Consider the following 13,088-nt stretch of genomic DNA (forward strand, 5'->3'; position numbering starts at 1 on the left):
TACCGCTTCGACCGCAACCGCGATGAGCTGGTGCAACCGGACGCGGAACGGCTCTTCGGGCAGTTGCGCAGGGATCTTCGGGTGACCGTGACGCCGCCGCCCGACAGTGCGGAGGCACCGGTCCGCACGGGAGAGGGGGCACCGTCCGGCCGGCCGGAAGGATCACCCTCGCCGGCGCCGGGTTCGGGGCCGGCCTTTCCCGGGACGACCGCGGAACACGGGAGCTGCGAATAAAGATGCCGCAAAGTACACCCGGCTACTCGAATGTATTGGGCGGATTGCCCAGTTGTAGGTAAGTGGATTTTGTCACGGGCGTCGCGGGGCGCTGAACTGGGCGGATAGTGTGAGCGATCCGGTCGGGCCACCATCCGACCGATGACCATGCAATGCACGATCGACCGACCGAGCGCCTTGAGGGGATGGCGCCGCGTGGCACCGACGGAGGACTCAAGGCACCGTGGACGCGCAAGGCCGTGGGCGGGCGGGCGACAACAACGTCGATCCCGCCGATCAGTGGGTGTTCGATCCGAACACCGGCAATTACGAGCTGCGACTTGACCATGCCGGTCAAGCCCCCGCTCGGCCCTCCGACCGGAAGACTCCCGGCAGCAGACGCGCCGCGCGCAATCCGGGCAGCGAGGGCGGTGACACCGACACCCGTCCGCTGCCGACCCAGCGCGGCCGGCGGAACGAGGGCGCCGCGGCCGAGGACGGCGAGCGGCCGTCCGGCGGCCGGGCGGCACGCCGGGCGGCGGGCAACCGGACGGCGACGGCAACGGCGTCGGGCCCGGTCGGCCGCCGTAAGCCCAAGCCGAAGGCGACCGGGAAGAAGAAGGCGCTGTACTGGACGGCCGGTGTGGTGAGCTTCGTGCTCGTCGCCGGCTGCGGCGCCGCGTACTACGTCTACCAGCAGCTGGACGGCAACATCTCCAAGGTCGACGTCGGCGTGGAGAACGAAGCGGTCTCCAGCGGCCCGGTCAACGTCCTCATCATCGGGACGGACGCCCGGGACGGTAAGGGCAACTCCGGCTACGGCGATGCCGGCAGCGTCGGGCACGCGGACACCACGATCCTGATGCACATCTCCAAGGACCGGACGAACGCCACCGCGCTGAGCATCCCGCGCGACATGATCACCAACATCCCGAACTGCCCGACGAAGCAGAAGGACGGCTCGAAGAAGATCGTCCCGGGCGAGAACCAGGTGCGCTTCAACACCAGCCTGGGCCAGGAGGGCCGGGACCCCGGCTGCACCTGGCGCACCGTCGAGCAGATGACCGGGCTGAAGATCAACCACTTCATGATGGCCGACTTCAACGCCGTCAAGGAGCTGTCCACCGCGGTGGACGGCGTCGAGGTGTGCGCGGCCAAGGACCTCAACGACCCCAAGTCGCACCTGAAGTTGAAGGCCGGCCGGCACATCGTCAAGGGCGAGCAGGCGCTGGCGTTCGTCCGTACCCGGCACGCCATCGGATTCGGCAGCGACCTGGACCGGATCAAGATGCAGCAGCAGTTCCTCAGCTCGCTGATCCGCAAGCTGAAGTCCAGCGCGTTCAGCAGCCCGGGCAAGCTCTACGACGTCAGCCAGGCGGCGACCAAGGCGCTCACCGTCGACACCGGTATCGGCACGGCGGGCAAGCTGCTGGACTTCGGCAACGACCTCAAGAAGGTCGACATCGACAAGATCACCTTCGCCACGGTGCCGGTGCTGGACAACCCCAAGGACCCGGCCACCGTCATTCTCAACAAGACCGCGGCGGACCCGCTGTTCGCCATGGTGCGCGCGGACCACACCCTGGCCAAGGGCAAGAAGGGCAAGGGCAAGAAGTCCGCGCCGGTGAAGAAGGCCCCGCCCGAGCAGGTGCGGGTCGATGTCACCAACGGCGGCGGGCCGATCGGCTCGGCCCAGGAGACCGTGGACTGGCTGCAGAACTCCAAGGCCGCCAAGCTCTCCACCAACGCCGGCAACGCCCCGGCGAAGCTGGCCGCCACCCGCCTCGAATACGCGCCCAACCAGGCCGACCAGGCAGCCACTCTGGCCGACTGGATGGGTCTGCCCAAGAGCGCACTGAAGAAGTCGGCGCAGAACGCCGGTGACCGTCAGCCGATGAAGCTCACCCTCGGGAAGGACTTCAAGGCACCGGGCTCACCGATCGAGGCGCCGACCGAAACCCCGGACGGGGTGCAGAACGTCAATGCAGATGACAAGAACGTCTGCGCGAAGTGATCTGAGCAGGATCCGGCCGCCCCGCCGAGGCGCCGAGCGCACCATCGGACGGAGAACGGGGAGAGGGCCAGATGCGGCAGAGCAGTGTGCGTGGTGACGGCTCGCGTCGACGACGCGAGCCGGACGCACAGGAGTTGGGCTGGGACGACGGTCTCTACTCCGACGGGGGGCTGCCGCCGGACGCCCCCGGCTGGACGCCCGCCGACGGCGGCGTGCCCCCCGAGGACGGGGACACGTCCGCCGACGGCGGCCACCGCAAAGGGGGGCGGCCGCGCCGGGGCAAGGGCCGCAAGGTGCTGCGCTGGACGGCCCTCACCCTCGCCGTCCTGATAGTGGGCGGCGCGGGCGCCGGGTACTGGTACTACGAGCACCTCAATGCCAACCTCCGCAAGGCGCCGCGGTCCCTGGGCGGGGGCGGGCTCAAGAAGCCGGACCCCAACGCCTTCGGGCAGAGCCCGCTGAACATCCTGCTGCTGGGCTCCGACGGCCGTAACAGCGCGGAGAACATCAAGCTCGGCGGCGCCCGGCAGGACGCGGACCGCAAGCCGCTGGCGGACGTCCAGATGCTGCTGCACGTCTCCGCGGACCGCAGCAACATGTCGGTGATCTCCATCCCGCGGGACACCCGGGTGACGATCCCGCAGTGCACCGACCCCAAGACGCACCAGGTCTATCCACAGACCTCCGCGGCCATCAACCAGTCGCTCCAGCACGGCGGTCCGGGGTGCACCCTCGCCACCTGGCAGGAGCTGACCGGCGTCTACATCGACCACTTCATGATGGTCGACTTCTCCGGTGTGGTCTCCATGGCGGACGCCATCGGCGGTGTCCCGGTCTGTGTCGACAACAACGTCTACTCGCACGACAGCAAGGGTCACGGCAGCGGGCTGAAGCTCACCAAGGGCACCCACTCCGTCAAGGGCGTGCAGGCCCTGCAATGGCTGCGCACCCGTTACGGCTTCGAGGACAACACCGACATCGGCCGGGCCAAGGCCCAGCACATGTACATGAACTCGATGGTCCGTCAGCTCAAGAAGGGCACCAAGCTCACCGACCCGGGCCAGCTGCGCGACCTGGCGGAGGCCGCGACCAGGTCCCTGACCGTCGACGACGGCCTGGACACCGTCAAGAAGCTCTACGACCTGGGCGGCGACCTCAACCGGGTGCCGACCAAGCGCATCACGATGGTCACCATGCCCTGGCAGTACGGCCCCGGCGAGCAGTACGTCGAGCCCAAGCCCGGCGATGCGGAGGCCACCTTCGCGCTGCTGCGCAACGACACCGCGCTGGACGGCAAGGACAAGAAGAAGAAGGCGGCGCCGGCGCCCAAGCCCTCGACTCCCAAGGGCGAGTTGAAGGTGGTGGTGCAGAACGGCACCAACAGCACGGTGAACGGCCCGGTCTCCGGCCGCGCGGCCGTCATCCAGCAGCGGCTCGCCGGCCTCGGCTACGGCGCGGCCGCCACCGACCCGACGCTCACCACGCAGGCCGACACCACGATCACCTACGGGGACAAGAAGCTGCGCGGCGACGCCCTGGCGCTGGCGAAGACGCTCGGCCTGCCCAAGGGCGCGGTACGGGAGTCGAGTTCGGCCACCGGGATGCGGCTGGTGATCGGCAACGACTGGCGCACCGGCTCGGCGTACCCGAAGACGTCGGGCGACGAGAAGAGCGCGGACAAGGCCCCGGACAGCGCGGACGCGCTCAACGGCGAGGACTCCAAGGCCTGCATGAAGGTGAATCCGCAGTACAGCTTCTGAGGGTCCGGGTTCCCCGCCGGCCGCCGGTCCGGGTTCCCCGCCGCCCACCCCCCCTTCGGGGGGTGGGCGTGGTGAGGAGGGGAGGTTCGGGCGCGGAGGGGACGCCTCCACGGAGAGCGGACCCCGCCTACTCGGCCCCCACCGCAGGGTTCGGCACGGCCGGGCGGCGGCTGGCGATGACCTTCCTGGCGAGCGAGCGGGGGCTGGTCAGGAAGCCCACGCCCCAGGCCATGTGCATGGTGGCCAGGGCCAGGGGGATCTGGAGGCGTGCCTTCGGCGACAGGCCCTTACCGGCGGGCACCGAGCCCGCGACGATGGCGGCGAGGTAGCCGCCCGGGACGATCAGCGCCCACGGCGTGACCGCCGCGCCGGCCACCAGGCCCGCCGCGATGGCGCACACCGCGGTCGGCGGCGCGAGGTAGCGCAGATTGATCGATCCGGCGTGGTAACGGGCCACGACGTGGCGCCACTTGCCGTAGTCCTTGTACTGCTTGGCCAGCGCCTTGACGCTCGGCCGCGGGCGGTACTGGACCTTCAGCTCGGGTGAGAACCAGATCGCGCCGCCGGCCTCCCGGATGCGGAAGTTCAGCTCCCAGTCCTGGGCGCGGATGAACTCCTCGTTGTAGCCGCCCTGCTGCTCCAAGGCCTCGCGCCGGAAGACGCCGAGGTAGACGGTCTCGGCGGGGCCCGCCTGTCCACCGGTGTGGAAGGCGGCATTGCCCACGCCGATCCTGGACGTCATCGCGGCGGCGACCGCGTCCTCCCAGGCGTTCTCCCCCTCGGCGTGCATGATGCCGCCGACGTTCGCCGCGCCGGTCTCCTCCAGGAGGCGCACGGCGGTGGCGATGTAGTTCCGCGAGAGCATGCCGTGGCCGTCGACCCGCACCACGATGGGGTGCCGGGACGCCTTGATCGCGGCGTTCAGCGCGGCGGGCGTACGGCCGGTGGGGTTCGGCACCGTGTGCACCCGGGGGTCCTCGGCGACGAGCTCGGCGGCGATCTCGTCCGTACGGTCCGTGGACGGGCCGAGGGCGATCACCACCTCCATCTCTCCGGCGTACTCCTGCTCCAGGATGTGCCGGACCGAGTTGCGCAGGTGACGTTCCTCATTGAGCACCGGCATGATCACGGAGACGGCCGGGGGCTGCTGCTGCGGCATGGTTCCTCAGGGGTTACGGCCCGCGGCGGCCGCCAGCGACGGCAGCGCCCGCCGGGAGACTGCAGTATCGCGCCTCACGTTACCGCGAACGGGGGACACCCTCGGGCGCAGCCGGGTGGCCGGGCGCCGGATGCCCGGCGTGTGGCGCTTTGCAGCCGATCGTATGGGCCTACGGTGTCCTCGCCGGCTTCGTCCCCACCTGCCTCCTCACCGTCCTGCCCCGCTCCCCGCCGGGCACCGCTCACGCCGTCCAGCCGCGGAGGTGTCCCCCGTGACCGCGCCGTTCCGCTCCCCCCGTCCGGCCAGGCGCCGGACCGCCCGGCCCGCGCCGCGCCGGCGCCCGCCGGGGAAGCGCTGGGGGCTGCGGATCGGCGCCGCCGCGTCCGTGCTGGTACTCGCCGCGAGCGGGATCGGGCACGCCATGGTCACGGGCGTGGAGAGCGGCCTCGGCCGGGTGGACGCCTTCAAGGGCATGAGCAACCGCCCCGGGGGCGGCGACGGCCTGAACTTCCTGGTCGTCGGCACGGACGGGCGGGACAAGCTCACCCCCGCGGAGAAGCAGAAGTACCACCTGGGCGGCGCGCCCTGTCACTGCACCGACACCCTCATGCTGGTGCACCTCTCCGCCGACCGGGACCGCGCCAGCGTGATCAGCCTCCCCCGCGACTCCTATGCCGAGGTCCCCGCCCATACGGATGCCGTCACCGGGGCCCCGCGCCCGGTCCACGCCATCAAGCTGAACGCGGCCTATGCCGAGGGCGGGCCCAACCTCACCGTGCGGACCGTGGAGCACATGACGGGGGTGCACATCGACCACTATCTGGAGGTCGATTTCACCAGCTTCATGCGCAGCGTGGACGCGGTCGGCGGGGTGGAGATCTGCACCGTACGACCGCTGCGGGACAGCTATACGGGCCTGGCCCTGCCGGTCGGCAAGTCACAGCTCAACGGGGGACAGGCGCTGCAGTACGTGCGCTCCCGGCACATCGACGGCTCCGCCGACCTCGGCCGGATGCAGCGCCAGCAGCGCTTCCTGGCCGCCCTCATCCACAAGATCACCTCCTCCGGAGTGCTGATGAACCCCATCCGCTTCAGGGACGTCGCCGACACGATGCTGCGGTCCGTACGGGCCGACTCCGGCTTCGGGGCCAACGACCTGGTCGACCTCGGGCAGGCGATGCGCGGCTTCTCCCCGTCGTCCTCGGAGTTCACGTCGGTGCCGCTGGCCAGTACGGCCCAGACGGTGCCGGGCGTCGGTTCGACCGTGCGCTGGGATCCGGTGCAGGCGCCGAAGCTCTTCCAGGCGATCCGCGAGGACAAGCCGATCGCGGCGCACCGGGACGGGAAGGCGCCGCGGGGCCGGGTCGTCGACGTACCGCCGGGCCAGGTCCAGGTGCAGGTCGACAACGGCAGCGGCCGGGCCGGGGCGGGCACCTCGGTGGCCGGGGAGCTGCACGCCACGGGTTTCGCCACCACCGGCGCCCCCAGCGCCTCCCCTCTCGGCACGGTGCCCCGCACGGTCGTCGCCTACGACCCGCGCTGGGACCGCTCGGCCCGCTCGCTGGCCGTCGCGCTGCCCGGCGCCGAGCTGCACCCGGTGACCGGGCAGGGGCCGGTGATGCAGGTGACGGTCGGCCGGGACCACCGGGCGGTGCAGCGGGTGCGGGCCGAGGAGCCGCCGCAGCGGCCCGGCGGGATCGCGGCGATCACCGGCGATCAGGCGGTGTGCCCATGAGCCGGCGCGGCGGGCTCCGGCGGCCGGCTGCCGGTCGCGTGCCCCGCGTCGCAGCGTGCGCGCCTCGCGCGGGCGGGGCCGAGCGGGGCGAGGCGGCATGAGCGTTCCCGCACCCCGCCGCACCCTGCCCGGACCGCCGGCCCGCCGGCCGTACGCGCAGCACCGTGCGCGCCGGGTCACGGTGGCCCTCGCGGCCCTGGGCCTGGTCGCGGCCACCGCCGCCGCCGCGCCGCCGGCGCCGGCCGCACCGACCGGCTGCGGGGACCTGGTGCGCGGCCAGCTGTGCCTGAGCGGTCCGGTGGGGGCCGACGGGACGTACACCGCGACCTACCGGCGGGACGAGCCGGACGGGCCGGACGAGATCATCGTGCGACTCGGCTACCAGCGCAGGAACGACCGGATCACCGCCTTCCCCGGCTGGTTCGGCACCCGGCGGACGCAAGGGGGCGCCGTCGGGCTGAGCGGCCGGGTGGAGATGCTCCGGGACGAGTGCATCCGGGGCGTCATGGAGCGGGCGCAGACGGTCTACGTCACAAAATGGAGCTGCAGTTGATGTCCTGGATGTCCTGAAAGGGGCGCATCGTGTGGCAGGTAGTGCTCGGCATCACCCCCGCCTCGGTGGCGCTCTTCCTGATCCTGGCGCTGCTGCTGGCGCTGGCGCTGGCCCTGTGGGCGGCTCGCGCCCCGGCCGACCGCGCACCGCGCACCGCGGCCCGGATGCTGCTGGCCGGCTGGCTGCTGCTGCTCCTGGCGGCGACGCTCGCCCCCAGCCAGCCGATCGGGTCCGGGGACGCGACGGTGTGGTGGCGACCTGGAGAGGGGCTGTTCGACCTGGGCGCCCAGCTGGAGCCCGGGGAGCTGGCGATGCTGGTGCGGCGGCAGATCGCCAACGCCGCGCTGTTCGTCCCCGCACCGCTGATGCTGAGGTTCGCGGCGCCGCGCACGTCGGCCGCCGCAGCGTTCCTGCTGGGGGTGGGCCTGTGCCTGATCATCGAGACGGCGCAGCTGCTGATGCGGGCCGGGCGGATCGCCGATGTCGACGATGTGATCTGCGCGGCGGCCGGCACCGTCATCGGCACGGGGCTGGCGCTGCTCGCGCAGCTGACGGTCGCCGCTATGTGCCGTCGAGGCCTTCCGCGGCGCGCCGTTCGCGCAGCTCCTTGATGGCGCGCCGCCGGGCGAGGCGGTGCGTGCGGCGGATCTGCGCCTCCTGGTAGCGGCGCTTGTCCTGCTCGGTCTCGGGGACCACCTGCGGCACCCGGCGCGGCTTGCCCTGCTCGTCGACGGCGGCGAAGACGAGGTAGGCGGACCCGACCTGCTGTGCCGGGCTGGATTCGTTCCAGCGCTCGGCCAGGACCCGTACGCCCACCTCCATCGAGGAGCGGCCGGTCCAGTTGACCTGGGCGCGCACATGCACGAGGTCGCCGATCCGGACCGGTTCGAGGAAGACCATCTCGTCCATGGAGGCGGTCACGGCCGGCCCGCCGGAGTGGCGCCCGGCCACCGCGCCCGCCGCGTCGTCCACCAGCTTCATGATCACGCCGCCGTGCACCGTTCCCAGCAGGTTGGTGTCGACCGCCGTCATGATGTGGCTGAGTGTGATGCGGGACACAGAGGTGGGCTTGCCGGCCTGCCCTTCCTCGGCGTTTTCGGTGGCGAGTTCGGTCATGCAGCCACCCTAAGTGGCCGGAAGGCGACCGGGCCCCGGACCGTCCGTGAGACAGCTCTCGCACCGAGCCGCAGGTCCGTGACATTGCTCTCGTGATCCCTGCCGGACACAAACCGGAATACGACCTTCCGTTATCCCAGGTCGGGATGGCAACTCCCCCTTCCGGTATGCGGTGGAAGGCCGCCGTGGCTTTGCATCAGCTCTGCAACAGCCCTGGCCCGATCCGGCACCCGCTCTATGGAGCACCCCGCCGCGGCATGCACACTTCCCCGTATGAATGAGTGGCCCAATGGGTGGTCCGGCGACCAGAGCGGCAACCGGTACGGATACGGCAGCGGCAGTGCCGAGCCGGAGGGTGCGCGCGCCATGCCCAAGGTGCGGCGCGACGCGGCCCCCGGCTACCAGCGGCACGAGCCGCCGATGCCGCAGTCGATGTCCCCGCGCAGAGGCGCGACCGTGCCGCCGCAGCAGTCCCAGGGCTACGACGACGCATACGACAGCGGCTACAACACCGGCGAGGTCTACGGCGGCGGTGGCGGGGGCCGTCGCGGTGACGACTACGGCTACGACGGCCGTCCCGGGCGGCCTCGGCCGCGCTGGGGCCGGCGGATCAAGTGGACCGTGATCACTCTGGTCGCGGTGCTCGCGGTGGCCTCGGTCGCCACCTACTTCTGGGCCGACGGCAAGCTCCGCCGCCAGGTGGACCTGAGCAAGGTCATCGACCGGCCGCTGGAAGGCGACGGCACCAACTACCTGATCGTCGGCTCGGACAGCCGTGAGGGCATGTCCGCCGCGGAGAAGCAGAAGCTGCACACCGGCTCCGCCGAGGGCAAGCGCACCGACTCGATGATGATCCTGCACGACGGCAGCAACGGCCCGACGCTGATATCCCTGCCGCGTGACTCCGACGTCGAGATACCGTCGTTCGTCGGCTCGGACTCCGGCAAGAAGTACCCGAACACCGGCCGGCACACCAAGCTCAACGCGGCCTACGCCGAGGACGGCCCGGAGCTGCTGGTGCGCACCATCGAGTACAACACCAAGCTGCACATCGACCACTACGTCGAGATCGGCTTCGCCGGCTTCGCCAACATCGTGGACGCCATCGGCGGCGTCGAGATGGACATCCCGAAGGCGTTCAAGGACAAGAACTCCGGCGCCGACTTCCCGGCGGGCAAGCAGACGCTCAACGGCCAGCAGGCGCTCGCCTTCGTCCGCACCCGGCACGCCTTCGCCGGCCAGGACCTGGACCGGACGAAGAACCAGCAGAAGTTCCTGGCGACCCTGGCGAGCCAGACGGCCACCCCCGGCACCGTGCTCAACCCCTTCAAGCTCTACCCGACGATGAGCGCCGGCCTGGACACCCTCATCGTCGACAAGGACATGAACCTGTTCGACCTCGGCAGCATGTTCTTCGCGATGAAGGGCGTCACCGGCGGCGACGGCAAGTCGATGAACATGCCCATCTCCGGCTCCACCGGCGGCAACCTGGTCTGGGACAAGGCCAAGCTCCGGCAGCTCGTCCAGCAGCTGAACAACGACGAGAAGGTCACGGTCAGCGGCAACTGACCCACCGCCGCCCGGCATACGAGGGGCCCCGGACCGCCACTGCGATCCGGGGCCCCTCGCCGTACGCCCCTACTACTGCGGCAGGTTCCGCGCCATCACGATCCGCTGCACCTGATTCGTGCCTTCATAAATCTGCGTGATCTTGGCGTCGCGCATCATCCGCTCGACCGGGTAGTCACGGGTGTAGCCGTAGCCGCCGAGCAGCTGGACGGCGTCCGTGGCGATCTCCATGGCGGCGTCCGAGGCGTAGCACTTGGCCGCGGCGCCGAAGAACGTCAGGTCCTCGCCCTTGCCGCCGGCGGATATCCGCTCGGAGCGGGCGGCCGCGGCGTAGGTGAGCTGACGGGCCGCCTCCACCTTCATGGCCATGTCGGCGAGCATGAACTGGACGCCCTGGAAGTCGCCGATCGGCTTGCCGAACTGCTTGCGCTCCTGGACGTAGCCCTTGGCGTAGTCCAGGGCGCCCTGGGCGATGCCGAGCGCCTGGGCCGCGATGGTGATGCGGGTGTGGTCCAGGGTCTTCATGGCGGTGGCGAAGCCGGTGCCCTCGACGCCGATCATGCGGTCGGCGGGGATCCGGACGTTGTCGAGGTAGACCTCGCGGGTCGGCGAGCCCTTGATGCCGAGCTTCTTCTCCGGTGCGCCGAAGGAGACGCCCTCGTCGCCCTTCTCCACGACGAAGGCCGAGATCCCCTTGGAGCGCTTCTCGGGGTCGGTGACGGCCATCACCGTGTAGAACTCGCTGACACCGGCATTGGTGATCCAGCGCTTGACGCCGTTGAGGACGTAGTGGTCCCCGTCGCGCACGGCCTTGGTCTTCATCCCCGCCGCGTCCGAACCGGCGTCCGGCTCGCTCAGGCAGTACGAGAACATCGCGTCGCCCTTGGCCAGCGGGCCCAGGTACTTGGCCTTCAGCTCCTCGGAGCCGGAGAGGATCACCGGCAGCGAGCCGAGTTTGTTGACCGCCGGGATGAGGGAGGACGAGGCACAGACGCGGGCGACCTCCTCGATGACGATGACGGTCGCCAGGGCATCGGCGCCGGCGCCGCCGTAGGCCTCCGGGACGTGCACGGCGTGCAGGTCGTTGGCGACCAGCGCGTCGAGCGCCTCCTGCGGGAAGCGGGCCTCCTCGTCCACCGCGGCGGCGAACGGCGCGATCTTCGCCTCGGCGAGCGAGCGCACCGACTCGCGGAGCATGTCGTGCTCCTCGGATGGCCGGTACAGATCGAAATCAGCGGTTCCCGCCAAGGTTTCTCACTCCCCTGAGAGCTGACTGCAAGTGCTAATTACCGTTAAGTAACCCGTTACCTCTCCGGATTCTAGGCGCCGGATCCCGCCTGCGGATACGTGAGGTTGCCGACAGTGACGCACGGGGCGGGGGCGAGCGGCTGGAGTGGGACGTTCCACGCCCGACTATGCTCTGTCAGCGCCAATTTTCTGCCCGCCCGCACACCGACCACCACCCTGCATGCCGGCGCCCGCGCCGCCCCGCTTGTTTGGAGCATCCATGGCCCTCAAGATCACAGTGATCGGCACCGGCTACCTCGGCGCCACCCACGCCGCGGCCATGGCCGAGCTGGGCTTCGAGGTGCTGGGGCTCGATGTGGTCCCCGAGAAGATCGAGATGCTGCAGCGGGGCGAGGTCCCGATGTACGAACCCGGCCTGGAGGAGCTGCTGCGCCGCCACGTCGCCGGGATCGAGGGGGCGAGCGGACGGCTGCGCTTCACCACCTCCTACGAGGAGGCCGGCGCCTTCGGCGATGTGCACTTCATCTGCGTGAACACCCCGCAGAAGCACGGTGAGTACGCCTGTGACATGTCGTACGTGGAGAGCGCCTTCGACGCGCTGGCTCCGCATCTGACCCGGCCCGCCCTGGTGGTCGGCAAGTCGACGGTGCCAGTGGGCAGCGCGGCCCGGCTCGCCGAGCGGCTGGCCGCGGCAGCCCCGGCCGGCGCCGATGTCGAGCTGGCCTGGAACCCGGAGTTCCTGCGCGAGGGGTTCGCCGTCAAGGACACCCTGCACCCGGACCGGATCGTGGTGGGCGTGGCCGGTGAGCGGGGCGAAGAACTGCTGCGTGAGGTGTACGCCACCCCCCTCGCCGAGGGCTCCCCCTTCATCGTCATGGACTACCCGACGTCCGAGCTGGTGAAGACCTCCGCCAACTCCTTCCTGGCGACGAAGATCTCCTTCATCAACGCGATGGCGGAGGTCTGCGAGGCGGCCAACGGCGATGTGGTGAAGCTCGCCGAGGCCATCGGGCACGACGAGCGGATCGGCAAGAAGTTCCTGCGGGCCGGCATCGGCTTCGGCGGCGGCTGTCTGCCCAAGGACCTGCGGGCCTTCATGGCGCGCGCCGGCGAACTGGGCGCCGACCAGGCGCTGACGTTCCTGCGCGAGATCGACTCGATCAACATGCGGCGCCGCGGTCACATGGTCGAGCTGACCCGGGACGCGCTCGGCGGCGGCGGCTTCCTGGGCAAGCGGGTCGCCGTACTGGGCGCGACCTTCAAGCCGGACTCGGACGACGTCCGCGACTCCCCCGCCCTCAACGTCGCCGGCCAGATCCACCTCCAGGGCGGCCAGGTGACGGTCTACGACCCGAAGGGCATGGAGAACGCGCGGCGCCTCTTCCCGACGCTGGGCTACGCCGACACCGCCCTGGACGCCGTACGCGGCGCCGATGTCGTGCTCCACCTCACGGAGTGGCGCGAGTTCCGCGAGCTCGACCCCGCCACGTTGGGCGACGTCGTCGCCGAACGCCGCATCCTGGACGGCCGCAACGCCCTCGACCCCGACCTGTGGCGCAAGGCGGGTTGGACCTACCGGGCGCTGGGTAGGCCGAAGGCCTAACTCCCCACGTTGTCGGCTTTCCCGCCGCGGTGGTGTCTCGCCGTTGCGCTTTGCGGCGCGCCGTACGTTGTCGGCTGTCCCGCCGTGGTGGTTTGTCGCCGTTGCGCCTGCGGCGGGC

General features: G+C 70.7%; 10 protein-coding genes and 1 pseudogene. 8 read left to right on the top strand and 3 right to left on the bottom strand.

Annotation, left to right across the window (positions count from 1 at the left end):
* From EST92_RS31865 to EST92_RS26865, 3 genes and pseudogenes are all read left to right on the top strand, one after another.
* Window positions 1-234: pseudogene (locus EST92_RS31865) on the top strand (LytR family transcriptional regulator); the annotation flags it as partial.
* Between the two features lie 223 nt (window positions 235-457).
* On the top strand, window positions 458-2,227 hold the full coding sequence (locus EST92_RS26860) for an LCP family protein (protein ID WP_129283353.1): 1,770 nt from the start codon (window positions 458-460) through the stop codon (window positions 2,225-2,227).
* A gap of 71 nt (window positions 2,228-2,298) precedes the next feature.
* Entirely contained in the window at window positions 2,299-3,987 is a 1,689-nt protein-coding gene (locus tag EST92_RS26865; RefSeq protein WP_129283354.1) for an LCP family protein, read from the top strand.
* A gap of 127 nt (window positions 3,988-4,114) precedes the next feature.
* On the opposite strand, the gene EST92_RS26870 is transcribed toward EST92_RS26865, so the two are convergent.
* Window positions 4,115-5,146: a glycosyltransferase family 2 protein gene (locus EST92_RS26870; RefSeq protein ID WP_129283355.1), complete on the bottom strand. Its 1,032-nt coding sequence runs from the start codon at window positions 5,144-5,146 to the stop codon at window positions 4,115-4,117.
* Window positions 5,147-5,417: 271 nt separating this feature from the next.
* On the opposite strand from EST92_RS26870, the gene EST92_RS26875 reads away from it, so the two are divergent.
* The 3 genes from EST92_RS26875 (at window position 5,418) to EST92_RS26885 (ending at window position 8,045) form a co-directional block, all read left to right on the top strand.
* Entirely contained in the window at window positions 5,418-6,881 is a 1,464-nt protein-coding gene (locus EST92_RS26875) for an LCP family protein (protein ID WP_129283356.1), read from the top strand.
* A 97-nt stretch (window positions 6,882-6,978) separates the two neighbouring features.
* Window positions 6,979-7,434, top strand: a complete 456-nt coding sequence (locus EST92_RS26880) for a hypothetical protein (protein WP_129283357.1) — start codon at window positions 6,979-6,981, stop codon at window positions 7,432-7,434.
* A 29-nt stretch (window positions 7,435-7,463) separates the two neighbouring features.
* Window positions 7,464-8,045, top strand: coding sequence for a VanZ family protein (locus EST92_RS26885; protein ID WP_129283358.1), 582 nt, complete (start codon window positions 7,464-7,466; stop codon window positions 8,043-8,045).
* On the opposite strand, the gene EST92_RS26890 is transcribed toward EST92_RS26885, so the two are convergent.
* Window positions 7,996-8,550: an acyl-CoA thioesterase gene (locus tag EST92_RS26890; RefSeq protein ID WP_129283359.1), complete on the bottom strand. Its 555-nt coding sequence runs from the start codon at window positions 8,548-8,550 to the stop codon at window positions 7,996-7,998. The two genes, EST92_RS26885 and EST92_RS26890, sit on opposite strands and share 50 nt — an antisense overlap.
* Before the next feature lie 273 nt (window positions 8,551-8,823).
* Between EST92_RS26890 and EST92_RS26895 the strand changes: the two genes are divergently transcribed.
* Window positions 8,824-10,119 carry an LCP family protein gene (locus EST92_RS26895; protein ID WP_129283360.1) on the top strand — a complete coding sequence of 432 codons (1,296 nt, stop codon included), beginning with the start codon at window positions 8,824-8,826 and terminating at the stop codon, window positions 10,117-10,119.
* Between the two features lie 72 nt (window positions 10,120-10,191).
* Here the strand turns inward: EST92_RS26895 and EST92_RS26900 are convergent, their stop codons facing one another.
* Complete coding sequence (locus tag EST92_RS26900) at window positions 10,192-11,367, bottom strand: acyl-CoA dehydrogenase (RefSeq protein WP_129283361.1); 1,176 nt, start codon at window positions 11,365-11,367, stop codon at window positions 10,192-10,194.
* Window positions 11,368-11,626: 259 nt separating this feature from the next.
* On the opposite strand from EST92_RS26900, the gene EST92_RS26905 reads away from it, so the two are divergent.
* Window positions 11,627-12,970, top strand: coding sequence for a UDP-glucose/GDP-mannose dehydrogenase family protein (locus EST92_RS26905; RefSeq protein ID WP_129283362.1), 1,344 nt, complete (start codon window positions 11,627-11,629; stop codon window positions 12,968-12,970).
* Window positions 12,971-13,088: the final 118 nt, after the last annotated feature.

It is taken from the genome of Streptomyces sp. TM32 (genome assembly GCF_004122755.1).
In the GTDB taxonomy this organism is placed as follows: Bacteria; Actinomycetota; Actinomycetes; order Streptomycetales; family Streptomycetaceae; genus Streptomyces; species Streptomyces sioyaensis.